Origin of the sequence: Streptomyces sp. NBC_00287, from assembly GCF_036173105.1 — a bacterium.
GTDB lineage: Bacteria > Actinomycetota > Actinomycetes > Streptomycetales > Streptomycetaceae > Streptomyces.
In genome coordinates this window covers 8,943,548-8,968,105 of record NZ_CP108053.1, presented here as the reverse complement: position 1 = coordinate 8,968,105, position 24,558 = coordinate 8,943,548, and the positions used below count along the sequence as shown (strand labels likewise).

The 24,558-nt window shown below is 72.4% G+C and carries 16 protein-coding genes; 5 read left to right on the top strand and 11 right to left on the bottom strand.

Going from position 1 to position 24,558, the window contains the following annotated elements:
• Positions 1-4: 4 nt before the first annotated feature.
• The gene (locus OHT76_RS40685) at positions 5-454 is read right to left on the bottom strand and encodes a DUF2269 family protein (RefSeq protein ID WP_328875905.1); all 450 of its coding nucleotides are present in this window, start codon (positions 452-454) and stop codon (positions 5-7) included.
• A gap of 195 nt (positions 455-649) precedes the next feature.
• On the opposite strand from OHT76_RS40685, the gene OHT76_RS40680 reads away from it, so the two are divergent.
• Both OHT76_RS40680 and OHT76_RS40675 read left to right on the top strand, forming a co-directional pair.
• Positions 650-1,621 (top strand): GlxA family transcriptional regulator, encoded by a 972-nt coding sequence (locus OHT76_RS40680; protein ID WP_328875904.1) that lies wholly within the window; start codon positions 650-652, stop codon positions 1,619-1,621.
• A gap of 100 nt (positions 1,622-1,721) precedes the next feature.
• Entirely contained in the window at positions 1,722-2,078 is a 357-nt protein-coding gene (locus OHT76_RS40675) for a hypothetical protein (RefSeq protein ID WP_328875903.1), read from the top strand.
• Positions 2,079-2,091: 13 nt separating this feature from the next.
• On the opposite strand, the gene OHT76_RS40670 is transcribed toward OHT76_RS40675, so the two are convergent.
• Positions 2,092-3,861 (bottom strand): ABC transporter ATP-binding protein, encoded by a 1,770-nt coding sequence (locus OHT76_RS40670; protein ID WP_328875902.1) that lies wholly within the window; start codon positions 3,859-3,861, stop codon positions 2,092-2,094.
• Between the two features lie 245 nt (positions 3,862-4,106).
• On the opposite strand from OHT76_RS40670, the gene OHT76_RS40665 reads away from it, so the two are divergent.
• Positions 4,107-4,619, top strand: coding sequence for an LGFP repeat-containing protein (locus OHT76_RS40665; RefSeq protein WP_328875901.1), 513 nt, complete (start codon positions 4,107-4,109; stop codon positions 4,617-4,619).
• Positions 4,620-4,644: 25 nt separating this feature from the next.
• Here the strand turns inward: OHT76_RS40665 and OHT76_RS40660 are convergent, their stop codons facing one another.
• Genes OHT76_RS40660 through OHT76_RS40635 form a run of 6 tightly spaced genes read right to left on the bottom strand, consistent with a single transcriptional unit; the run spans position 4,645 to position 18,779 of the window.
• On the bottom strand, positions 4,645-10,614 hold the full coding sequence (locus OHT76_RS40660) for a hypothetical protein (protein ID WP_328875900.1): 5,970 nt from the start codon (positions 10,612-10,614) through the stop codon (positions 4,645-4,647).
• A 31-nt stretch (positions 10,615-10,645) separates the two neighbouring features.
• Positions 10,646-13,168, bottom strand: a complete 2,523-nt coding sequence (locus OHT76_RS40655) for a hypothetical protein (RefSeq protein ID WP_328875899.1) — start codon at positions 13,166-13,168, stop codon at positions 10,646-10,648.
• A 40-nt stretch (positions 13,169-13,208) separates the two neighbouring features.
• On the bottom strand, positions 13,209-16,106 hold the full coding sequence (locus tag OHT76_RS40650; RefSeq protein WP_328875898.1) for a DUF6603 domain-containing protein: 2,898 nt from the start codon (positions 16,104-16,106) through the stop codon (positions 13,209-13,211).
• Positions 16,107-16,111: 5 nt separating this feature from the next.
• Positions 16,112-17,179, bottom strand: coding sequence for an outer membrane protein assembly factor BamB family protein (locus OHT76_RS40645; protein WP_328875897.1), 1,068 nt, complete (start codon positions 17,177-17,179; stop codon positions 16,112-16,114).
• Between the two features lie 29 nt (positions 17,180-17,208).
• Positions 17,209-17,547: a hypothetical protein gene (locus tag OHT76_RS40640; protein ID WP_328875896.1), complete on the bottom strand. Its 339-nt coding sequence runs from the start codon at positions 17,545-17,547 to the stop codon at positions 17,209-17,211.
• An 8-nt stretch (positions 17,548-17,555) separates the two neighbouring features.
• Positions 17,556-18,779, bottom strand: a complete 1,224-nt coding sequence (locus OHT76_RS40635) for a hemopexin repeat-containing protein (protein WP_328875895.1) — start codon at positions 18,777-18,779, stop codon at positions 17,556-17,558.
• A gap of 186 nt (positions 18,780-18,965) precedes the next feature.
• Here OHT76_RS40635 and OHT76_RS40630 point away from each other — a divergent pair, with 186 nt between their 5' ends.
• Together OHT76_RS40630 and OHT76_RS40625 are read left to right on the top strand one after the other, a co-directional pair.
• Entirely contained in the window at positions 18,966-20,177 is a 1,212-nt protein-coding gene (locus OHT76_RS40630) for a DUF2235 domain-containing protein (RefSeq protein WP_328875894.1), read from the top strand.
• A 34-nt stretch (positions 20,178-20,211) separates the two neighbouring features.
• The gene (locus OHT76_RS40625; RefSeq protein WP_328875893.1) at positions 20,212-22,158 is read left to right on the top strand and encodes a phospholipase D family protein; all 1,947 of its coding nucleotides are present in this window, start codon (positions 20,212-20,214) and stop codon (positions 22,156-22,158) included.
• Here OHT76_RS40625 and OHT76_RS40620 read toward each other — a convergent pair whose 3' ends face one another.
• The 3 genes from OHT76_RS40620 to OHT76_RS40610 are packed head-to-tail and all read right to left on the bottom strand — an operon-like array spanning position 22,159 to position 24,526.
• Complete coding sequence (locus OHT76_RS40620; RefSeq protein ID WP_328875892.1) at positions 22,159-22,923, bottom strand: peptidoglycan-binding protein; 765 nt, start codon at positions 22,921-22,923, stop codon at positions 22,159-22,161.
• Positions 22,924-22,952: 29 nt separating this feature from the next.
• The gene (locus OHT76_RS40615; protein ID WP_328875891.1) at positions 22,953-23,831 is read right to left on the bottom strand and encodes a peptidoglycan-binding domain-containing protein; all 879 of its coding nucleotides are present in this window, start codon (positions 23,829-23,831) and stop codon (positions 22,953-22,955) included.
• A complete protein-coding gene (locus OHT76_RS40610; protein WP_328875890.1) occupies positions 23,750-24,526 on the bottom strand; it encodes an AfsR/SARP family transcriptional regulator in 777 nt (258 codons plus the stop codon). The genes OHT76_RS40615 and OHT76_RS40610 overlap by 82 nt, the downstream gene beginning before the upstream one ends.
• Between the last annotated feature and the right edge of the window lie 32 nt (positions 24,527-24,558).

Here is a 24,558-nt window from a genome sequence, read left to right as displayed (position 1 = left end):
CTGGTCAGGCGCCTGTCGTGGAACCCGGGCGGACGATCATGAGGACGGTGACGGTTGCCCACAGGAGGTTGAAGATGCCGGTGAACATGGCGAGTTGGACGGTTCCGGAGCGCTCGACGGCCTGGTCGGCGGTGAGCTGGTCGAGGATTTCATCCTGACGGGGCAGGACGAACGCGACGAGGATGCCGGCGGCCACTGCCGTGAGGGTGATGGATGCCATGAGCCAGGCGTCACCCAGGACACCCATCGCGGCGGCGGTGGCGAAGCCGAGCAGGGGAACGGTGAGGCCGATACCGGAGTAGACCCGGCAGATCCGGTGCAGCAGCCGGACGGTGTTCAGTCTGCCCTCCTGGGCGGTGCGCGCCGCCGGCGGGAACATGCTGGCCGCGACGGTGACCGGGCCGATGGCCACGATCGCGGCCAGGACGTGCAGGGTGAGCAGGAACTTCGTCATCGGGGGGCGTCCGCCTCTGGTCCACGGGTGTGCTGGGGTACGCGGCCACGCTAGGAGGCGCCCAAGTGATCGCACAGAGGCGGAAGTGACAGCTTCCAACGGATTCTCGCCAACAGCTGTGCCTGCGCACCCCCGTACGACAGCCCGCTGACCTGGGCTCGTACCCTCGGCGGGAATCCGCCTATCGTGGCCGTCATGCACACCGTGGCGATCCTTGTCCTCGACGAAGTGGTGCCGTTCGACATGGCGGCGCCCATGCAGGTGTTCGACTGGACGCGGCTGCCGGACGGCCGCCCCGCCTACCGGGTCCGCCTGTGCGCCGAGACCCGGGAGGTGCGCGCCGACTGCGGCTTCGCGCTGCGGGTGGACCGGGGTCTGGAGGCGCTGGCGGACGCGGACACGATCATCGTGCCGGGCCGGGCCGAGGGAGCCCCAGAGCTCTCCGAGGCGGTCGTGACGGCGCTGCGGCAGGCCGCCGAGGCCGGCACCCGGATCGCGTCGGTGTGCGTGGGCGCGTTCGTGCTGGCCGAGGCCGGACTGCTGGACGGGCTGCGCGCCACCACCCACTGGGTCGCCGCCGACCTGCTGGCCCGCAGCTATCCGGAGGTCGAGGTGGCGCCGGACGTGCTGTACGTCGACAACGGCCAGATCCTCACCTCGGCCGGGGCCGCGGCCGCCCTGGACATGTGTCTGCACATGATCCGCCGGGACCTGGGCTCGGCGGTCGCCGCGAACGCCGCCCGGATGTCCGTGATGCCGCTCGAACGGGAGGGCGGACAGGCCCAGTTCATCGTGCACGAGCATCCGCCGGTGCCGCGGGGCTCGACCCTGGAGCCGCTGCTGGACTGGATCGAGGACCATCTGTCCGAGGAGATCACCCTGGCGGCGATGGCGTCCCGCTCGGGCATGAGCGAGCGCACCTTCAGCCGTCGCTTCCGCGAGCAGACCGGCACCACTCCGCTGCAGTGGCTGCTCCGGGCGCGGGTCCGGCGGGCCCAGTATCTGCTGGAGAACAGCGACCGCTCCGTCGAACGGATCGCCGGGCAGGCCGGTTTCGGCTCGCCCACCGCGTTCCGGGAGCGCTTCCGCAAGGTCGTGGGCACCACCCCGTACGCCTATCGCGCGGCCTTCCACACCAAGGCGGCCGGCGCCGGGGCGGGTTCCTGACGTCAGTTCGAAGGGGCCGAGTGAAAAATCACCCGAGTCCCCGGGCGCCGCGCGCCGTTGGACAAGGGGCATCCCCCTTCAGCACGGACGGTGTACGCCCATGAACTGCTCAAGTCGCCTTCTCGCCGCCCTCTACGGCGCCACCAGCGCCGGACTCGCCTGGACCGCGGTCCTCGAATACCGGTACGGGCCGATGTGGGCCGCGTGTCTGTTCGCCGCCGCGAGCATCGTCCCCGTCATCGGTGTGGTGCGCGAGAGTGTGATCTGCGACCAGCGCCGGGCGCTGGCCGGGTGGGCACGGCGGGCGGCGGCGCCCTCCGGGCCGGAAACCGACGCCGCCGAGGACATCGTCCGGGCCGAGCTCGACGGCGCCTGCTGCGAGCGCTGGTGGACGAGCCTCGGCAGCGACCACGACCGGCGCTGCCCGCACCGGATTCCGCGCAGCAGCGCGGCCTGAGGGAAACGGTCCGTCAGGCGACCTGCCCGCTGTGCAGCGCCGTATAGGCGCCGCCCCGGTGCAGCAGCTCCTCGTGCGTGCCGATCTCCTCGATCCGGCCGTCCGCCATCACCACGATCCGGTCGGCGCCCCGCACGGTGGACAGCCGGTGCGCCACCACGAACGTGGTGCGGCCCCGCATCAACCGGGCCAGCGCCTGCTGCACAAGGGCTTCGGACCGGGTGTCCAGCGCGGAGGTCGCCTCGTCCAGGACCAGCACTCTGGGGTCCCGGATCAGGGCGCGGGCGATGGCGAGCCGCTGCCGCTGACCGCCGGAGAGCCGGGCCCCGCGCTCCCCCACCAGGGTGTCCAGGCCCTGCGGAAGGCTGTCGACGAACTCCAGCGCGTTGGCGTCGGCGAGGGCCGTCCGCACGGTCTCCTCGTCGACGTCGTCCATGCCGTAGGCGACATTGTCGCGGACCGTGCCGTCGAACAGGATCGACTCCTGCGGGACCACCGACACGAAACGCCGGTAGGTACGCAGGTCGAGGGTGTTCATGTCGGTGCCGTCGAGAAGGATCCGGCCGGTGGTCGGGCGGATGAAGCCGATGACGAGGTTGAGCACGGTGGACTTGCCCGCGCCGGAGGCGCCGACCAGGGCGACGGTCTCGCCCGGCGCGACCGACAGAGCGAAGTCGCGGACCGCGGCCCGGCCGCCCTCGTCGTAGGCGTGGCCGACCTGTTCGAAGGTGACGGCGCCGCGCAGGGCGGTGAGTACGGTCTTGCCCTCGTTGTCCTCCAGCTCGGGCGCCTGGAGCACCTCGCCGACGGAGCGGACCGACTCGAGACCCTTGGTGATGACGGGGGCGAGACCCGCGAGGGTCGTCGTGGAGTTGGTGAGCGTGGTCAGGAAGGCGCTCAGCATCACGACGTCGCCGGGCGTGACGCCCCAGACGCCGTAGTACGACACCAGGGCCGCGCCCGCGAGGACCAGCACGCCGACCACGTTGAGGACCACCCAGGACAGCGAGCCGAAGCGGCCGTTGACGAGGTCCAGGCGCATCCCGGAGGTGAGCAGCCGGTGCAGGGTGCCGTCCATCCGGCGCAGGGCCTTGCCCTCCAGGCCGTGGGCGCGGGTGACCGGGATGAGGCGGGTCATCTCGGTCACCCGGGAGGAGAGCGTCTCGACCTCGTGGCGGAAGTGCTCGTTGTGGGTGCGCAGACGGGACCTGAGGCGGGCGACGACGAGCGCGGCGGCGGGCACGACGACGAGGAAGACGGGCAGGAACTCCGGTGTGCGTACGGCGATGATGACGAGGCCGCCGAGGAGCACGGTGGACGCGCCGAGCCCCATCTCTGCGGTCTGCTGCACCATCTGCTCGACCGTCTCCACGTCCCGTACGACCTTGGCCTGGAGCACGCCCGCGCTGACCCGCGAGTGGTAGCCGATCGACAGCTGCTGCATCCGGGTGCACAGCGCGGAGCGCAGGGCCGTTCCCATGCGGCGGACGCTGCCGTAGAGCAGACGGACGTAGAGCAGATGCAGGGGGTAGTTGACCAGCAGGATGAACATGATCAGGCCGGTGCTGAGCCAGAGGCGGCTGATCGGGTGGTGCTCGACGACGGTGTCGATGATCTCCGCGGTGACCAGCGGCAGCAGCCAGATCGGGCTGTGCTTGACGGTGAACACGCCGACCGCGGCGAAGAGTTGGCGGCGGTCGGCGCGGAAGAGGTAGGCGAGGGTGCGGACGGGGTGTTCGCCTCGGTAACGGTGGTCGAGCGGTCTTTCCAACGGCGAGGCCACGGGCGGTGATCCTTCCCAGGGTCCGGGGTGAGCATTTGGGCAAGCGCTTACTCCCCATCTCTTCCAGGACTACACCGCGTCCGGGGTGGCGATCTCGTCGGCGGTGGCCCTTCGGTGGCCGTCGCCGAGCGGCACATTTAGACTGAAATCGGTTGCCGGGCGGCCGGATTCCCGCCGAGCGCGGTCGACATCGCGCCCAGTGCCCCTGGCCCCACCCACTCCTTGAGACCGATCTGGAGGGTGCCATGACTGCCATCGACGAAAAGTGGAATCAGATCCAGTGGATCGGCATGCCGTTCGACGCGGGAGCCGGAAGCCACGAGGGGCCGAATCCCGACGGTCGCGGTACCTCGCGTGACTTCGAGCAAGGCTCCATCTACTGGTCCGGCGCGACCGGCGCCCACGAGGTGCACGGGGACATCCGGATCAAGTACGCCCAATGCGGCGGATCGGGCGGCTTCCTCGGCTATCCGGTCACGGACGAGTTGGGCTGCCCCGACGGAACGGGCCGGTTCAACCACTTCGAGGGCGGCTCGATCTACTGGACCCCGCAGACCGGTCCCCACGAGGTGCACGGCCAGATCCGCGACCTGTGGGCCGGGATGGGCTGGGAGAACAGCTTCCTGCACTACCCGACCTCCGACGAGACCGGCTCCGACTCTCAGCGCGTCAGCCGCTTCCAGGGCGGGCACATCACCTGGTCGGCGATGCAGGGCGCGTCCGCGCAGCGCGGCGGCCGGATCGACGACTCGCAATAACGCCCCCTTCCGCGCCTGGCGTTCGTCACGGCCACGGCTCCGTAGGCCGTACCGTGTCGAACGCCAGGCCGCTCGCGCTCTCGCCCGTGCCAGGGGTCTTCTCCCTGCGTACCCAGCTGTGCCAGGTGCCGTCGGACCAGCGGGCCAGGACGGGGCGGCGGGCGACCAGGACTCCCTCGCGCGGTACTTCCTCCTCGTGCAGCCACAGCCCGGGGGTGATGAGCCGGCCCTCGGGGCGGGAGTCGAGACCGGGGCCGGTGAGGGTGGCCAGGCGGAACCGGATCTGGCCGGCTCGCACCGGTTCGGGGACCAGGGGGAACCAGTAGTCAGGGACGATGGACTGGACCGCGTACGCGGGCACGGCATCGAGTCCGGGTACAGCCGTTTCGGGCGGTGCGTTGCGGGCCCAGCGGTCGCGGCGGTCGACCGGTTCGCCGCGGCCGTCGGTGTAGTGGTGCTGAACCGCCCAGGCGAGGTTGGCCAGTTCGTCGCGGGCGAGGAGGACCCGTTCGAGGGGCTGTCCCGGCTGGCCGCGTTCGGAGGGCAGGATCAGCAGCCCGGACGCGGCGGGGTGGTCCGGGTCGGGGCTGCTCAGGGTGAACATCGTCCAGGACGGGTCGTCGCGGCCGGCCCGCTCGACCAGGTGGTGGCGGCCGAAGACGTCCCGTACGAGGAGCCGGTCCAGGACGGTCAGTGACGCGGTCGGCACCTCCAGCGGCACCAGGAACCAGTCGTTGCCGAAGACCGTGGCGAACGAGATCAGCAGCAGCCGCCCGGTGTCCAGCGCGGACACATCCGCCGCGCTGAGGTCGACGCGCGCGTCCTCCATCTCCCAGAACCGGTCGGCCGGCAGCCCGCCGTACCGCACGGTCGAGGGCAGGCCCTCCTCCGCGAACGCCCGGCTCTGTCCCGGCGGTGCCGCCTCGGCGTCGGGGTCGGGGTGGACGTCGAGGGAGTACCAGTCCAGGCCGTCGCCCTGGTACTCCTCGGCCCGCAGGACCGTGCCGCCGGTGGACAGTTCGGCCGCGTACTCGCCGCGATGCGGGTCGAAGCAGTCCGGGCCGTGCTCGGCCAGTTGGGCGGCCCACCAGTTCCGCCAGCGGGCGGCCACCTCGCCGAGGCGCGGGTCAGGTCCGGCGTCGAAGGTGCCCGCGTCCAGCGCGGCCGCCACCGATGCCGCGTCGGGCAGAGCGCCGTCGAGCAGGCCGATCAGGCCGACGTCCGGCTCCTCCCCGGTCCGAAGTCGGTGCGGGGCCAGGGCCGTCAGGGCGGCGGCGAGCAGTCCGGCGTCGTCGGACATGCGCAGCAGCGCCGCGCCGCCCTCGGCGCGCAGCCGCTCGTCGACCTGGACGGGCTCGTCCTCGATCTGGGTGTCCAGCGGGCCCTGGCCGAGGTCGTACGGCACCCAGTCGGCGGCCCCGCCCGGGCGCCAGGCATCGACCGGCGCGCTGCTGCCGCTCATCCGCACCACGGCCGGGGATCCGGCGTCCTGGGCGGCGAACTCCCCGAACTGCCACTGCCGGGTGAGCAGCCACAGCGGGTCGTGCACCCGGGCGGCGAGCCCTGCGTCGACGTCGGTTGCCCGGTGCCGGGGCTCCAGCTGGAAGGGGCCCTCCAGGTCGGTGTCGTCCCGTTTCGACTCGATCTGGGCCAGGGCCCGGCCGGTCGCGCTCTGCTGGGCGATACGGATGCCGGGCAGGAGCGAGTTCAGCGCATTCAGGTCCTGGTGGTCGACGGCGCGCAGCTTGGCCAGTTCCAGCGTCTCCCGCAGCACCTGCATCAGCCCGTCGGAGGTCCACCCGCGGTCCAGGTCCGGGGGGACCGCGAGGAGCACGCTGTGCGGGGCCTTGGCGTCCGGGCGGTCGTAGTGGAAGGCGACGCCCGTCAGTTCGGTCTCCGGCGCCGGGTCGGGTCCCGGCGGCGGCTGGTCGGAGCCGGGGAGGAGTTCGATCCACTCGTCCAGGACGAGACCGGTGACTTCCGCGTCCGCCGCGATGTCGTGCGGAGCGTGCCAGACCAGGTGGGTCGTGGCGGGCGGGCGCTGCCCGACGGGGAAGGGGCCGCCGATCCAGGCGTCGCCCTCGGCCGTCGGATGCTGGTCCGCGCGCAGCCGTTCCACCCGTCCGGCCCGGTTCCCGGCCAGCAGCAGCGTCTCGTGCAGTGTGCGCACCGTGGGGCGTACGGCCGCGTTGCGCCGCAGCCAGTCTTCGATGTCGGCGCCGGGCAGATTGCCGCGGCCCGCCGGTGGCGGGGCCGTCGCGGTGAGCCCGGGCAGCAGCGGGATGTCCGCGCCCAGCACCGGGGACAGCTCCGTGCGGGCCCGCGCGAGCCAGGCGTCGGTCGTCTCCGGTGCAACCGCCCCGGTGGCCAGTGCGCTGATCCTGTCCTTGGCGGGGTGCCCGGCGAGCGCCGGGCTCGCGGCGAAGGCGGCGAGGCGGGCGCGCAGCTGCGTCGTGTCGACCGAGCGGCCGGCCGCGCCGTCGGGCAGGTGCGACGGCAGCAGCGGCTGTGCGGTCGACAGCAGGGACCGGATCCGGGCCGCCCGGCCGTGCAGCCCGCTCCATCCAGGTCCGGTGAACACGACGGAGGTCTCCGGCGGGACGCCCATCGCGCCCTGAACCGCCCTGCGCAACGCGGCCGGTTCGGCACCGGCAGCGTCCAGTACGGCACTCAGGGCGCCCAGGCCCAGCCGGTCGGCGGTGAGTTCGAAGGGGCGGGGCTCGGCCTGACCCTCGCCGAGTCGGCCGGCGAGGATCCAGCCCGTTGCGGGGCCGAGGAGATGGGCGACCCAGGCCTCCAGGGCGGGTTGCAGCGCGGCGAGTGCATCGGCGGGCCAGCCGGTCGGGGCGGTCGGTTCGGCCGGGAGCAGCGCGGCTGTGCGGTGGGTAAGGGCGCGGGCCCGGTGCGGGGTGCGCAGGACGCGGAAGGTGTCCGGCACGTCCTCACCGCGCCCGAGGGTGTCGGCGGTCAGGCCCGCGCGGATCGGGTTCCCGCCCACCAACTGGTGGACACTCTCGGCCAGTACGAGGTCCCCCACCGCGTCGAGCGCGTCGGCGAGGTCGTCCAGCAGCGGGGCCACCGCCGCCCGGTCGCTCTCGTCGATGACGCCGGCCAGGTCGGGGGCGCCGGCCCCGGCCCGTGCGAGGGCCATGCCGTCGACGACGTTGCGCGCGGAGACCGCCTCCGCGCTGCGCGCCCACAGGTCCGCGTCGGTCCCCTCGGGCGCCGTCTCGGGGACGACGGGCAGCGGGAACTGGCGGCGGAAGCGCTCGATGAGGTGGTCCAACTCCGCGTCGTGCAGGGCGCGTTCGAACCGGTAGCCCAGCAGGGAGCCCAGGTTCTGGCCCTGCCGTACACCGCCGAGCAGCCAGCGGGCGACGCGGGCACGGCGGGAGGTGAGGTTGACCGCGTAGCTCTGCTCGTCGGGGTTGCCGAGGAAACCGGACCGCAGGACGGCCGCCGTGGCCGCGTGGTGCAGCGACGGCGCGTGGATGTAGCCGTCCTTCGCGGACAGCTCCACGGTCGTGGCCACATCGTCCAGCTCGATCTCCACCTGTTCCCTCGGCACCGGCGGACGCAGGTCCTCCACCCAGCCGTAGCAGCCGAACCGCACGCCCTCCGTGCCGGACGCCCGCAGCTCGGTCAGCCGTTTCGACGCCAGTGAGGTGATCCAGGCGTCCAGGCGGTGCGAGTGGACGTCGATGACCTCCAGCAGCAGCTCGGGGAGCCGGGACACCGGTACGGCGGCCAGGGTCCGCAGGGCCTGCTCGAGCCGGGGCAGCGCGGCCGCGGCCCGGGTGGCGGCGGCGACGCGTTCCGTGCGCTCGCTCTCGTCCAGGCCCTCCAGCACATCGGCGACCAGCTGGTCGACGTCGCCGGTGACGGCCAGGGCCTGCCGCACGGGGTCGCCGGCGGGGTCGAAGTCGCCCAGGAAGGTGGACCAGTTGGGCAGGAACAGCAGCGCGTCGAGCACTCCGCTCATGTCCCGTTCGTCATCGGGGACTTCCTCGGTTCCGTCCTCGTCCTCGACCGGTTCCTCGCCCTCGCCGGGCGGCTCCTCCTCGCCGACCGGCTCTTCGGCCAGGGCCGGAAGATCGAAGAACGTACTGCGCCGAGGCGGGGTCTCGCGTCCGCTGGACAGCTCCACCGGCCACGCCATGTCGTACGCCTCGGCCGCCAACTCCCCCGCCAGGAAGGCCCGTACGGCACCCAGGTAGTCCGCCGTGGCCGCCGCACGTGCCGGAAAGGCCTCGGCGTCCGGGGACAGCCGGGTGACGAACTCGGGGACGCCGGTCGCCTCGTCCAGGCTCCAGCCGAGTGAGGTCCAGCCGTTGCTGGTCGTCGTCCAGCGGGCGAGGCCGTCGGGCGGCAGACCGGGCAGGCCGAGTGCCGCGGGGGGTGCGTCGAGCGGGGTGAACGGCACGGCGCGGCCCGGCCCGCTCATCCGGATCATGGCCAGGCCGGTGGCCACGGGCATCCGCTGCAACGCCTCCACCGCGACCCGGTCCACGGGCTTGCCCGGTTCGACGCGCGGGATGGTCACCTCCTCCTCGCCGTTGTCGTGCAGCACCCGATGGGCCACCACAGCCCGCCAGCGTTCCCGCAGCCGCATCAGCCAGGGCGCGATCACTCCGTCGACGTCGTCGGCGCGTTCGGCGCGCCAGTCGTCCAGCGCGGTCACGGGCAGCACGCCGTACGGCTGACGGCCGACGCGCAGCATCGGCAGCGGTCCGCGGCCGCGCACGTGTTCGGCGATGTGCTCACGGACGGCCCGCCAAGGCCCCTCGGGGGAGACACCGCTGGGCGCTCTGGTGCCCAGGTCGATCGTGGTCAGCGCGGCCTCGGCGAAGCCCTTGCCGAGCGTGGGCCAGGTGAGCAGGGTCAGGGCGGCGACGGCCGACGGCGCGGCGTCGTCGGCGCCGGGGCAGCCACGCAGGAACCCGGCGTCCGGCAGGCCCAGCGCGGTCGCGAGGGTGTCGGCGACCGGCCGCTCCCCCGCCTCCGGGTCGGGGTCCGGGCCGGGGTAGGCGGGGGCCGAGGACCAACCCGAGCGGGAGCGTGGGGTGTTGTTGGTGGCGGTGCCGGAGCGCAGCAGGCCGAGGCCGCCGCCGTAGCGGTGGCCGTGCAGCAGGTCGCGCAGCCGGGCGGCGCCGTCCACGGGCGCATCGTCGCGTACGCCGACCACCAGCAACTGGTCCAGGTTCTCGGTGTTCTCGGGCGGGACGATCAGCTCGATGCCCATGCCGGCCTTGACCGCCTCGAACCAGTCGGTCTCCCAGCCCTCCTCCTCGGCGCGCAGCAGGCCGATCGGCAGCGGGTCGGGCACCGGGCGGCCCAGCTTGTCGATCACCACCTGGCCCTCGAACAGACCGAGGAAGCGCCAGCGCTTCGGCATCGCCACCGCGTGCGGACGCTGCTCCTGGGGATCGTCGGTCCGCAGGGTGGGCGCGGGGGCGCCGGGACGGCAGGCGCGGACCGCCCAGGAGGCGCGGGCCGGGCGCAGCTTCGTGAGCACGTCCTGCCAGGCCTCGGGGCCGGGGTTCTGCCAGTACGCGGTACCGGCGGCGACCTCGGCGGGGGTGAGCGCGGGCTCGAAGTGGGACAGCAGGATGTCGTCCGGGTAGATCCGCACCCGCAGGGTCCTCGGCTCCCACCAGATGGTCTCGACCCGCACCGGCAGCAGCGCGATGGGCGCGGTGTTGTTCTCGGGGAACAGTGCCTCGCCCTCGGCCAGCGCCCGGGTCAGCTCCTCCTGGGCCCCGGCGGCCAGGCGGTTCAGCTCCTCGGCCCTGCTCTGGAGTTCCGGCAGGGCCGCCTCGGCCGCAGCGAGCGCCTCGGCGGCGGTGGGCGGGAAGGGGGGATCGGGCAGGCCGGCCTGGATGTGCGCCCGTACCCGCCGTACCACGGCCTCCTGCTCGTCGGCGAGGGCCTGCGCGGTGTCCGCTTCGGTGCGTGCCCGGTCCAGTTGCGCGCGGGCGGCGAAGGCGTCGGTCATGTCCCCACTGCTCCTGTCCTCGGCACGGTGGTCAGCCGCCCAGCAACGTGGTGGCCCGGAAGGCCAGTTGGAACGGCTGCTGGAAGGCGATGCGGGCCATGTCGGCCGCGTCGCGGGCCCACGCCGGCGGGTCGGGCTGGGTGAGCCGGGTCGGCGTGGCGGGCACCTGGCCGAGCTGGACGCATCGGGTGGGCTCCACGCGGACGCCCTGCCAGGTGAGGTCGGCCCATGTCTTCATCTCGGCGGGCTGGTCGCCGGTGTCGAAGCCGAACTGGGTGCCCCGCATGGGTTCGCGGAACACGAAGAACCAGTCCTCGGCTCGGGCGCGCTCCGCGTCCAGGTCGGGGAACAGGTACAGGACGGTGGACTCGTCCAGCGCCAGCGCGGTGGCCGGTACGCCGTCGAAGGCGGGCGGCAGCTTGCCGTCCACTGCGCGTACGGCGAGCAGGGCGGTGCCGGGGAAGCGGCGCAGCAGATCGCCGCGTACGAGCAGCGCCAGGTCGCCCTCGCCGCCGGTGCGCAACTGACTGCCCAGCGGGGCGTCCGGCGGCCACAACGCGATCTCCTCGACGTCCGCGCTGTCGCCGGGCCAGAACCGGGCGAACGGGGTGCCGCGCTGGTCGGTGGGGAACTCCCGCCACAGCAGCTCCCGGTTGAACTCGTGGTTCAGCCCGACCAGCAGCGCGGCGATGAACTCGGGGTTGGTCTCCAGCAGGGTCACCGAGTCCTGCGGCAGCGCGCCGATGCCGGGCAGCGCCCATTCCGGCCAGCGGGCCAGCAGTTCCTCGGCGATCGGCACGGTGAACCTCGGGTGGGCCATGATCGGCCGCAGCGGGCGGTCGTCGCCCTCTGTGCGCTGCGCCCAGAAGTCGGCGGGGATGCGGTCGGCAAGACGCAGCAGTTGCAGCCGCATGGGGCTGAGCCCGGCACGCAGTTCGCCCGGCAGGCCGCCCTCCGGCGCGTCGTCGCTGACCATCCCCATCAATTTCAGCTTTCCGGCCAGGAACGACTCGGTGACCTCGCCGTCCGTGCCGAGGCCGGCCCGTCGGGCCAGCGCGCCGTTGGCGCGGGTCAGCCGGACGAACGAGGTACTGGCCATGCCGACCGGCAGGTCCTGCCTGGCCGAGGCCAGCTTGGCGGCCAGGGTGGTCGGCTCCGCGTCCGGTCCCGTCGCGGACACGGGCACCCGCCCGCTCACCGGCGCCATGACGGTGACGAGGTCGGCCGCGTCCAGCGGGTCGAGGTGCTTGCGCTGGGCCCGCTCGGCGGCGACGGCCGCCAGCTCGCCCGCCGCCAGCAGCCGGTTGGCCTGCCGGATCTCGCCGACCTGTTCCCAGGCCCGGGCCATCAAGAACTCCTGCTCCAACTGCACATAGCGGCAGCCGAGTGCGGCGGCGACCCGGCGGCGGACCTCCACGTTGAGCGTGCTCATCCAGACGTCGGGCTCGGCCGGCACGGTCTGCTCGCCGGTGTGGTGGCTGCCGTAGAGCGGCGGGGCCACGGCGACGACGTCCCGGTCCTCGGCGGGTTCCCCGTCCCCCTGCGGCACGGGCCCGTCGCGGAGCAGGGCCGGTGCGTCCACCCGCTCGCGGATCAGGGCGCGGAACCGGTCCTGGGCCGCGGGGTCGGACCACGTTTCGGGTGTCGCCGTGCCGGGCGGCCGCAGGGCGCCGTCCATGGCGACGGTGGCCGGGCCGACGGCCTCCTCGGCGGGCCAGGGCCGGCCGACGTCGATGGTCCGGGTGCCGAGTCCGGACTCGGCGGCGGGCCGGAAGCGCAGCCGGCGGGCGAGTTCCTCGAAGGTGCCCGCCTTCCCCGTACGGAAGGTCCACCAGTGGTAGACGGGCAGGTCGACGGTGTCCCGGCCGGGGACGGGCCAGGCATCCGCGGTGGCCGCCGCCCGGGGCGTCACATTCAGGCCCGCGTCCCGGCCCGCCGCGGTGGCGGGCACGACCGCGGCGATCCAGCCGCGGCCCGGGGCCAGCCGGCGCGGGCACAGCAGCCGTCCGACGACACCTGCCGAGTGGTTGCGCACGCCCTGTTCGACGAGGCGCCGGGCGCTGTCGAGGTCGGTGACGTCGTCGGACAGCCGTGCCTCCACGTGGGTCCAGGCCCACCGTTCGGCCAAGGGGGGCAGCGCGGCGACCGGGGCGGTGAGGACGGGCAGCGGGTGCCCGGGGCGGGGCGGGGCGGCCTCGTCCTCGGCCAGCACGATCAGCGCGATCCAGGGTTGCGGGGTGGGTCCGCCCGCGGTGGCCACCGCCGCCGGGGACAGCAGCCAGGGCAGGTCGGCGTGGGCCAGCTCCACGCTCGCCAGCACGTTCTCCGCCGCGTCGGGTGTGCCGGGCGGCGGTTCCTCGCGCAGCACCATCGAGCGGTCGAAGCCGAGCACCTCGCCCGGTCCCACGAGCGACAGGGTCGGTCCCGCCACTTCCGGCTCCTCGCGGCGGCCGTCGATGTCCCGGAAGAACCGCACCGCGGTGCGCAGCTCCTGGCCGTCGGCGGAGGCGGCGGCGCCGACCCGCGCGGAGGAGAAGAACCAACGCGTGCTCATACGACGCTCCCGACGGGTCGGTGCGAGGCGCGGGGCGCGGTCATCGGCGCACCTCCCAGCTCTCGACGAGCCGCAACGCCTCCTGCGGCTGGTCGAGTTGGCCGCTCATCGCCTCCCAGGCGTCGGCGGTGGCGTCGACCAGGGTGACGTCGTCCAGCAGCGGCTGAAGCGAATCGGTGGCGGCCACGCTCAGCTTGGCGGTGCGCACCTTGATGGCCGCTTCCGGTGTACGCCACCGCTCGAGCCGTTCGGCGGCGCTGATGGCGAAGACGGACTCGAGGCGGAACAGCCCGGGCCAGAAGGAGAACTCCCGCTCGGGCAGCGGGGGTTCGTAGCCGGTCTCGTAGCCGTCGTCCACGCGGTGGCCGGCGCCGAGGACGATGCCGTCGCTGCGTGCCCGCAGTCCGCTCGCGCGGCTGACGAAGGCGGGCTCGCTGAGTTGGGCGTCCTCGGTGAGCTCGAAGTACTCTCCGGGCACGAACCGCTCGGACAGCGAGGGGAGTCCGGCGGCGGGCTGGGTGGTGCCGAGGGTGATCTCCTTGATCGTCCAGGTCTGCGCCGGCACCGGCCGCCGCTCGAACCGGGAGATCGGCACGCCCAGCGGGACCACGCGCTGGGAGACGCGCAGGGTGGCGTCGGGGTGCACGAGGGTGCCCTGGTTCAGCTTCTCGTTCGCTTCCCTGGTGAACACCAGCGCGGTGCGTTCGGCGGCCGGCCGCTCCGCCGCCCAGGCCTTGGACTGCGCCAGTTCGGGGGTCAGCGCCTCGATCGGATCGCGTCCGGCCTTCGGCGGGACGGCGGGCGGCGAGCCCCAGCGGACGTCGAAGTCCAGCTCGACGTCCCAGAACAGCACCGAGATGCTGCCGGTGCCGAAGGCATGCCAGGGGGCGGGCCCCTCCAGCGTGAAGTCCAGGGCGATCCCGGCCAGCCGGCGCCCGAAGGCGCGTACCGCCACTCCGGCGCGTACGTGCACGGAGAACGCGAACACCGGGTCGAAGACGAACAGCGCGTCCAGACCCAGCCAGCCCGTCACCCCGCAGCCGGCGATCGTGGCGTCCAGCTGGACCTGGCCGCCGAACATCACCGCGTTGGAGGTGACCGCGAAATAGGCCTCCATGCGAAGTCCCCAGCCCTGGCCGGGGGCCAGGTCCACCTGGAGCCGGTTCAGCGCGGGTACCCGGGCGGGGCGGGTGTAGCGGGGGTGGAAGCCGCCGGCGGACAGGACGAACTCCGGCTGCCGGCCGCCGCGTACGAGCAGATACAGGTCGCCGCGCACTGCGAGCCCGACGATCCACGAACCGGACAGCGACACCAGCAGTTCGACCAGCGGGACGGCCGGTTCGAGCCGCCCGAGCACACTGGCCTGGAGGCGGATGAGCGGCACGGCCGGGTCGGGCAGCCCGACCAGCAGCCGTCCCAGCAGCAGAGCGCGTGCCGGCGCGGGCAGTTCGAGGATGAGCGCCCCGGACAGGGACACCATCCGGCCGCCCCAGTTGAGGCGGATCATCGGCCCGACCAGGATGCGCCCGGCAGCGACCGGGAACGCCGAGCCGAGCGAGCCGATGATCTCCTGGGCGCGTTCCACCGCGCGGTCGGGGAACAGCACATGGTCGGCGTTGCCGTCACCGACGAGCTGCTGCAGGGCGGTGACATCGGCGCGCCGGTTCAGCCCGACCAGACCGCCGACCGCGTCCAGGGCGAAGCCCAGGCCGAGTTGGATGCCGGGGGTCGGGAACTGGGCGGCGAGCAGCACCAGAAAGCTGGTGGGGGCCTTGCCGTCGGGCGGCCGGAACAGGGCAACCGCCTGGACCCGCAGCACCCCGAGGTCGACGGAGATCAGACCGCCGTAGCCCTGGTCGGGGGTACGCCGGACCACGCCGCCGCCGGAGATGGGCGGCACCTTCAACTCGGTGCCGATGCCGTCCGGGAACAGCTCGCGCAGTCGGCTCGGGTCGAGGCCCGGGCGGTTCGCCGGGGCGAACGTGACGGGCAGCTCGATCCCGGCGCGCTCCAGGTGGACGCTCAGGGGCAGGCCCGGAAGCCCGGCGCTGGCCGACACCGACACGGCCAGCCGTGGCTCGCCCCCGTCGGAGGTCAGCTCCAGGGCGGCGCCCCGGCTGGACACCCCCGGGGCGTTCAGCCGGAGCGGGAGGGGGACGTTGAGGCCGCCGGTGCCGGCGAACCGCAGGCCTTCGGCCCGGTCTGCGCGCAGGACGACGGGCGCGGGCGGACCCGACATCGGGCTCGCGCCGCCGATGCCGAGCAGGCGGGCGAGCGCGGCCGGCAGCACGGCGGCGGTGAACCCCTGCAACTCCAGCTCGACGGCCGCGGGGGTGCCCGGCTCCGAGGTCACGGCCAGACCGATGCCGTCGACGCTCACGCCCGGGCCGTCGGTCATTCCGGCGGTGAGCCTGCCGGTGCGGCGCAGCCGGATCGCGGCGCTGCCACCGGGCGGCGCGGGCGGCAGGCCCGGCCCGAAGGCGGCGTCCCAGCCCTGGGCGGCGGTGACGGTCGCCTCGGCGCTCCAGGGCCCGTGGACGGTCTGGGGCAGGGTCAGGGCCGCCCCTGGGGTGACCACCACGTCGAACACCGGTCCGTCCGGGGTCACTCCGAGCACGGCGCGTCCGCCCGCGGCTCCGGCCGGGTCGTCGAGCACCAGGGCCACGCCGAGGGGCGCGCCGGGGGCCCGCCGCCAGCCGTGCAGCCGTACGGGCGAGGCGGCGTCGAGGTCGCCGAGCGTCTCCCGTACCAGCTCCACCAGCGAGTTGCCGGGCGGCAGCTTGTCGTGCACGGCGAGCAGCCGCCCGGCGAGCACGGTCCCGGCGGCCGAGGGGTCCTCGCCGAGCTCGGGCAGGGAGCGGACCAGGCCGTCGACGGCGTCCTTGGCCAGCGCGCGCAGTTGGCCGGCGACCTGCTGGAGGAGTGCGTGCGGGTCCATGCGGCTCACCCCTGGTTGGCTTCGCCGTTGTCGATCACCAGCGCGCCGTTCATGGTGCCGACGCCCAGCCAGCGGCCGTTCGGGCTGAACCGCAGCGCCAGCACCTCGTCGGTGGACACGGTGTACAGGGGATCGCCTGCGACGTTGAACAGCCGTACGACGTTGTCGATGGAGGCGCTGGCGGCATGCTTGCCGTTGGGGCTGAACGCGACGTGCGTGACGGCTCCGAAGCTCTCCTCCTCCGGGACGCCGGGTTTCAGCCTGGGTGCCCGGCCCCTCTCGTCGCCGGTGTCGGCGTCCAGGACCCGGGCGAAGCCGTCGGCGCCGCCGACCACGGTCCATTTGCCCTTGGGGTCGAAGGCCAGGCAGTTCGGAGCGGTGACCTGGTCCTCGGGCTCCGTGGGCCAGGTCTGTTTCCCGGTCTGCGCCTCGAACATCCGGGTGGTGTCGTCCGCGGCGCAGCACAGCACGTGCTGCCCGTCCGGGCTGAACGCGACGGCGAAGACGGCATCCTTCGGGGTGAGCCGCGAGACCTCCTTGCCGGTGGCCAGGTCGTGCACCCGAGCGGATCCGGCGTGCCGGTGGTTCCCGCCGTGGCGTTCGTCGACGGCCAGCGCGATCCGGGTGCCGTCCCGGCTCAGGTCCACATCGGCGATGAGCGGCGGGTCGACGGTGATGCGCTGCTTGATCTCCCCGGAGGCCTGGTCGAGTACGGCGACCAGGGTGTCGGTGGCCGCGATCAGCCGCCCGTCCGGGCCGAACCGCACGGAGTTGATGGAGTTTCCCGGGGCGAGCGGTCCCTGCCACAGGGCCGTGCCGGTGACGCTGTCCCGCAGGAACACCTGTTCGAAGTCGGCCACGGCGATCCTGGTGCCGTCCGGGCTGAAGGCGATCCCGGTCACGGATCCGTCGGTGGTCACCTCCAGCGGCGGTGCCCCGATGCCGATCGAGCGCACCCGCAGCCGGGTGTCGCTGCCGCCGGTCGCGAAGCGCTTGTTGTCCGGGCTGAAGGCGACGGCCTGGACCGTGCCGTCCTCCGAGGCCCGCAGTGCGACGGTACCGGGCTCGCTCATGACCGGTTCCTCCTCATGCCGGAATGTGCCTAGCCGACGGGCAGTGAGACGTCGAACGTCGCGCTGCCGCCGCGCACGGTGACCGTGACCGACTCAGGGGCGAGACCGTCCGGGTTGTCGAAGCGGTACAGGGCGTATGCGTTGGCGCCGGTCATCTCGATGGCGGGCAGCGGGCCGGGGACCGGCGCTTCCGCGACGCTCAGGGACTGTCCGCCGGCGACGAGTTCGACGGCGACGTCGGTGTCCTGGAGGTCGAAGGGCTGTTCCACCGCGATGGCCACGTTGACGCGCACCGATGTGCCGGTCACCTCGTGGAGAGACGGGTAGACCCAGAAGTCGCCGGCGAGTCGGGGGGTTTCGTCGTTCATGGGGCTCCTCACGGCACCTGACAGTTGACGGTCCACTCGCGGGTGAACAGAACTCTTCCGCCGTTGCACACGTCGATCAGCTGTCCGCGGAAGTCGACATCGATCTTGAAGAAGGTGCCGGGCGCTCCGACGCCCCCGGGTGTGTCCCGGCCGGCGTACTGCTCTCCGGAGCGTCGTTTGACGAGATACATGTCGTTGAGGTTGGCGTTGCCGACCGCGGCGTCGCGGTGTCCGTAGTCCAGGTCGACGTGGAAGGGGTTGGCCGGGCTGGACGCGGCCTGGCCGTCCTCGATGAAGTGGTCGTCGGCGGAGCCCGGCGCCGGCCGGGAGCGCATCAGACGAGGCGTCGGAACCCCGTGCTCCTTGGTGATGAAGCGCACGGGCTGACCGTTCACCTCGAGCTCACCACGGATGTACTGCCGGTATTCGCCGCATGCGGGAATCGACGGATCGGCGTCGGCGAACACCGCGTGCATCTCGAATTCGCCGCCGCAGCGCACGTCAGGCTGCGTGCGCTTGCTGCAACTCACCAGCCTAGCCGGAATATCCACGCTCGCCACATCGGCCTGCGGCCACTCGATCACGTCGTCGATCGGGCCGGTGAATCCCGCCCGGACCAGCTCCGGCCACTTTCCCGGCTCGGTGATCGGCAGGGGATAACCCGGGCGCACCTTCTCGTTCTGGATGTCGTAGTTCAGGTACTGGCCGCCCTTGAAGAAATACGCCGTTCCGTTTCCCCAGTTGACGGCCGCGTCCACGCCGGACTTGAAAGCGGCCGGGAAGTCCGGCCAGCCCTCGGAAATGTCGCGGGGGTAGACGGTGTGGTCGACGGAGTCGGTCCGGAGGTCGTAGCGGACGTATTTCGGGCCCTTGAAGAAGAACACCCGGCCGTCTCCCCAATTGATCGCCGCATTCATTCCGGCGGCGAAGGACGCGGGCAGCGCGGGCCACTGCGAGGCCGTGTCATGGGGATAGAAACTCGCGTCGACCGTGTCGTTCGTGGCGTCCCAGCGGACGTACTGCGAGCCCTTGAAGAAGTACACGAAGCCGTCGGGCCAGTTCACCACCGCGTCGATGCCCTGGGTGAAGGAGGCGGGCATCGCGGTCCAGGCCTCGGCGACGCCGCGCGGGTAGAAGTCGTGGTTGACCGTCTCCGCGCCGGTCACCGGGTCGATCTCATAGCGGACGTACTTGCCGCCGCGGAAGAAGAACGCCGTTCGCACCTGCGCCATGCTGGTTCCTTCCCCGGGCGTTCGTGTGGCAGTCGGCGACCGTCGTGTAACGCACCGTCATGAGAGTAGGGGAAGGGCGGCGTCGCGACGAGCATCCGGTCCGTGGCGGTCGCATGGCGTGGCTTTCCCGGTGGTGCCAGCATGGAAGTGGTGCCGGCCGCTCCGCTCTCGTGAGAGGGGATGCTCATGGCCAAGCGTCTGGTCGTCTGCTGCGACGGCACATGGAACTTCGCCGATCAGCCGAGCAAGACCAACGTCGCCAAGGTCGCCCTGTCGCTGCGCCCCGGGACCGTCGCCGGGAAAGAGCAGCGCGTCTACTACCACAGCGGCGTCGGCACCCAGCGGCGCGAGCGGGTGCGGGGCGGCGCGTTCGGCGTGGGCCTGTCCCGGAACGTCGTCGACGCCTACCGCTTCCTCGTCGAGACCTACGAGCCCGACGACGAGCTGTTCCTCTTCGGCTTCAGCCGGGGCGCGTTCACCGCCCGCAGCCTGGCCGGGCTGATCCGCAACGGCGGCATCCTGCGCCGCGACCACGCCGACCGGATCCCTGAGGCCTGGGCCCTGTACCGGGACCGGATCGAGCAACCCAACGGCGCCGCCGCCACGTTGTTCCGCCGCTCCTACGCGCGCGAGACGGAGGTCCGCTTCATCGGGGTGTGGGACACCGTCGGTTCGCTGGGCATCCCGATGCCGAGCGCGCCGTGGCTCCAGCCGTACGCAACGCGGTTCAACAGCCGCTGGGCCTTCCACAACACGGAGTTGAGCAGTTGGGTCCGCGCGGCCTTCCACGCGCTGGCCGTCGACGAGCAGCGCTCGGCGTTCCGGCCGGCCCTGTGGCACCAGCAGCCCGGAGCCGACCAGCAGGGCCAGGAGCTGAAGCAGGTGTGGTTCGCCGGCGTGCACTGCGATGTCGGTGGCAGCTACAAGGAGACCGGGCTGTCCGACATCGCCCTGCTGTGGATGGTCGATCAGGCCCGCAGGTACGGCCTGGAATTCGACCTCGACGCCCTCAGCGAGGCCGGGCCCAAGGTGATGCGGCCCGAGGAGAGCACCGACTTCCGCGTACGGCCGAACAGTTCGGGGATGCTGCATTCTTCCCGGACCGGCATGTACCGCCTGGCCAAGCCGCTGCACCGGCCGATCGGACAGGCGGCGAACGACAAGGGCGAACTCGACGGCAACGAGTTCCTGGCAGTGCCGACCAAGGAGCGCTACGACCGCGATACGGGATACCGGCCGCCGCAGTTGGAGCGGTATCTCACGGCCCAGGAGCGGGTACGGCTGGAGCCGGTGCTGTTGCCGGACCTCGCCGCCGGGCTGCCGCCCATACCCCCCGTGCCCTCCGGGCCGCAGGCCGCGGCGCCGCAGCCGCCCGAAGAGCTGCCCCGGACCCCGTGACACCCCGGTCCGGCAAGAGGTAAGGAGATCCGGGATGCTCACCTGCACGCTCTTCGCCGGCGACGCGCTGCTGGAGTCGATCGCCGACGACCAGGACCGGATCTCGCGGACCCGGCACCGGAGGGATCCGGCCGTGCGCAAGGTGCAGATCGCGCTACTGGACCGGGACCCGAACTGTCTGCCCCAATTCGGGGCGGACGGCGACTACGGCGACGAGACGGCCGGCGCGGTGGCCCGCTTCAAGATCGAGGTGCTGGGCGTCCCGCCGGCCGAGGTGATCGACGACGTCGGCCCGTTGACGGTCCGCAAACTGGACGAACTGCAGGCCGCCGCCGAACGCCCGCCCGCGCCGAGCGTCACACCCGAGGAATGGCTGCTGACCGACGCCGAACTCGGACCCTTCCGCTCCCCCGCCTTCACCCGCGACAACGTGGTCGACTTCTTCGTCGATGCCGAGGGGTACTACAACCTGCTGGCCGACCGCCTGGACGCCCTGCTCGCCGGGGACCGGGTGCTGTTCGCCGGCTGGCGGTTCTCGCCCGAGCAGTTGCTGCGCCCGACGATCGCCGGCTCCCCGGGGATCCTCGACCGGCTCCGCAAGCTCCGCGCCGACGGCATCGTCGTACGGGCCCTGCTGTACGGCTCGCACTTCTCCACGCTTCCCGTGCGCAGGCCCCGGGTGCCGACGCTGCCGTCCAAGGACAACTTCGACTTCCGCACCGGCCTGGTCGACGCGGGCGCCGAGGCGATCCTCGACGCCAGGGTGGGCGACTTCGGCTCCCACCACCAGAAGTGCGCGGTGGTGCAGGGCGCCGCCGAGGGGCCGGGCGCGTTCCTCGGTGGGATCGACGTGTGCCTCGACCGGTGGGACAACGGCGCCCACGTCGATCCGCCCGTACGGCAGCGGGAGCCGGACTTCCTGGGAACGAAGATCTCCCTGCCGGGCTGGCACGATGTGCAGTGCGCGGTGTTCGGGCCGGCCGTCGGCCAGATCTGGCAGAGCCTCGTCCAGCGCTGGAACGACCCGACCCGGCCCAGCCGTATCGACGCCACGCCCGCCCCGATCCCGCAGTCCGAAGCACCCGGGCCGCCGACCCGGTCCGGCACGCAGGCGGTGCAGGTCCTGCGCACCCTCACCTGCAAGGGCGTCTACTCCTTCCTGCCGGGCGGCGAGTTCACCGTCACGGCCGCCTACCGCAAGGCCATACAGCGGGCGCGGCACTACCTCTACATCGAGGACCAGTACCTGTGGCCCTCTCCCCTCGTCGACGATCTGCGGGACGCCGCAGGCCGGGGCGTCCAGCTCATCCTGGTCACCGCCCGCGACTTCGACGCACCGGGGCTCAAGGACGCCCACGAGGCACTGCGCACGGAGGCGCTCCAGCGCATCGCCTCGACCGCCCCGGCGAATGTCCACTGCTTCCACCTGGAGCAGGCGGCGAGCTCGGCGCAGATCTACGTCCACGCGAAGCTGATGATCGCCGACGACCAGTACGTCGCCGCGGGCAGCGCCAATCTGAACTTCCGCTCCCACACCACGGATTCGGAACTGCATCTCGGGGTCTTCGACACGGACCTGGCGGACAGCACCATGGGGGGCGCGCCGCACCGGGTGGGTGTGTCCGTCCGTGACCTGCGCGCGCAGATCTGGGGCGAGCACCTCAACGAGGACCCGGCCCTGCACCAGGACCCGCTGGCGGGCCTCGCGCGCATGCCCACCGCGGGCGGCAAGACCGGCCACCTGGTCAGCTTCCCCGTGCCCGCGCAGGTGCCCGCCGTGGACTGGCGCGAGACGGTACGGGAACTGCTGCGCACGATCCAGCACATGGAGAACTGGCAACTCCTGGCACCGGTGGTGCTGGGACCCCTGTCTCTTCCCCTCACCCTGGTGCCGGACATGGACCTCGGCGTTCTCGCCGACGCCATCCCCAACCCGGAGTCCTTCCTGCGCAACCTGCTCAACCCGCATACCGTCTGCTGATTACACTCCGTCCACCTGAAAACCCTTCGCCTGCAGGGCGGCTGCCAGCGCGAGCAGGGTGTCGCCGCCGCACACTCCGTCCTGCGGCAGACCCTGGTCCCCCTGAAACGCGCTCACCGCGGCCTGGGTGCGCGGGCCGTCGAGTCCGTCGATGCGGCCGGGGTCGTAGCCGAGCACGGCCAGGCCCTCCTGGATGCCCCGCAGGGAGCCCAGGTGGTACACCCTGGGACCGACATCCCCTCCGGGCACCGGCGGTGTGCCGTCCTGCGCGAAGGTCACCGGGGTGACGGTGTCGGTTCCGGTGATGCCCAGCAGGAACTCGTTGAGGTCGACGCCCCGGTACTGGCCGCCCGGCGCGCCGCCGATGATCTCGACCAGGGCCCAGTGGAGATGGGTGGCGGTCGCGCCGCTGCGGCAGACGGTGCCCAGCGCGTCGCCTCTGCTGACCGAGGAGCCGACGGTCAGCCCGGGCGGCACTCCGGTGATGTGGGTGAAGTAGCCGCCCATCATGTCGTTGTGCGCCCGCATGAACAGCTGGGCCCCGTACACCTTGGGTGTGTCCTCGGCCGGCACATGCGGGTTGTGACGGGTGATGTGCGCGTCGAAGGCCGCGCGGACCACGGTTCCCTCAGGCGCGCCGAAGTCCATGCCGTACTGCTCGTACCAGTGCGGCGGCTGGTGGCCGCCGATGTTGGGGCCGCCGAGGTCGGTGGCGCCGGTGCCGGGCGGGAAGGGCCCGGAGATGTCGATGGTGAAGGCGGACATGGCGCGCTCCCTTGGTGCCTTGTCGTCGGTCAGGCTCCGAACACGGTGAAACCGAGGCCCGAGAGCTGGGCGGCGAGGGCGGCCACGGTGTCCGGGTCGTCGAAGGCGCCGTTCTCGCCGAGGCCGCTTGCGGACTGGAACTCCTTGACCTTGCCCTGCGTGCGGGGGCCGTCGACGCCGTCCTGCGACAGCGGGGTGAAGCCCAGGGCGAGCAGTGCCCCCTGGACGCCGAACACGTCCGAGAGGTCCAGCGCGATCTGCTCGAGGGGCAGGCCCTGGTCCTCCACGTCACGGGACATCAGGAAGTGGGCCCGGTCGAGCTTGTTGCGGATGATGATGGTGCCGACGTCCGGGGTGAAGTGGCATTCGTCGGCGGCGCCGACCCAGTTCCGGCCGCCCACATGGCCCTGGAACTTGGGGAAGCGGAACTTCGGGCCCATGGCCCAGGCCATGCTGAGCGTGGCCAGCTGGGCGTTGGCCGGCCAGGAGGCGAACTCCCCGAAGCCGGTGCGGCCGAGGAGGACCGACTCCATCTCGTCGAGCTTCTCGAAGACGTGCCGGTCGATCTCGTCATTGTCGACGTGCAGACGCGTCAGCGGCGGCGCGAACCGGCCGTGCCCGAGAGGCGCGAGGTCCATATGGGACTTCACCGTGTCCCACTCGGCGGCGATCTCCTCGGACGTCGCGTCCGTGCCCGTGTCGTTGACCAGCCAGCGAAGCCTGCCCGCGGCGGCCAGCGAGTCGGCGCGTTCCTGCGCGGTCGGTGCGGAGTTGTCCCGTGCCGTCTGGTCGATCTTGTTGCCGATGCCGGTGCTCACGTACCCCTTCACATCCAGGTACATGAAGTTGACGCGCCCTTCGAGCGGGTCGTTGAAGCTGATCCAGTAGTCGCGGACGCTCTGATGCATGATGCCGCCTTCCTGTCCGGGTTTCCTGGCCGCACGGGCAGCATCCGGGCGAACCGGGGTGAGGGCTCGACGCCCAGCTCCTCCTCCAGCAGACGGCTGAACGCCCTGTAGTGGCGCACCGCCTCACCGATGTTGCCTTCGGCGAGATGCGCCGCCACGACGGCCCGGTGCGCGCTCTCCCGCAGCGGTTCCGCGCGGACGCTCGCCCACGCCGCCTCCATCGCGAGGGCCGGTCTGCCCTGTCGTACGAGAGCCTCGGCGAGCGCGTCGAGGGCGTGCAGACGCAGTTGCCGCAGCCGCTCACGCTCCATCACGACCCAGTCCTCGTCCCAGCCGGGCAGCAGGTCTCCCGTCAGCAGGCCGAGCGGCGGGCGGACGTCGAGCGGCAGGCCGCAGCCTTCCACAAACCCGAGGGCGGTCCGGGTGAGGGCGTGCACGTCCACCCGCAGGGCCGGGGCGAACAGCAGAGCGTCCCCGCAGCAGCCGACGAGGGGCGGCTCGGCGCGCGGGAGCTTCCACAGGGTGGTGCGCAGGCTGCCCCTGGCGTGCCCCTCGGTGACCTCGGGCCACAGGGTGCCGGCGAGAACCGTTCGGGACACCCGCCCCCGCAGCGCCATGAAGGCCAGCAACCGCTGGCCGTTACGGCACAGTTCCACGGGCTCGGCGCCCAGCTCCAGACGGAACTGGCCGAGCAAACGCAGCTGGGGATGAGCAGAGACCAACGTGA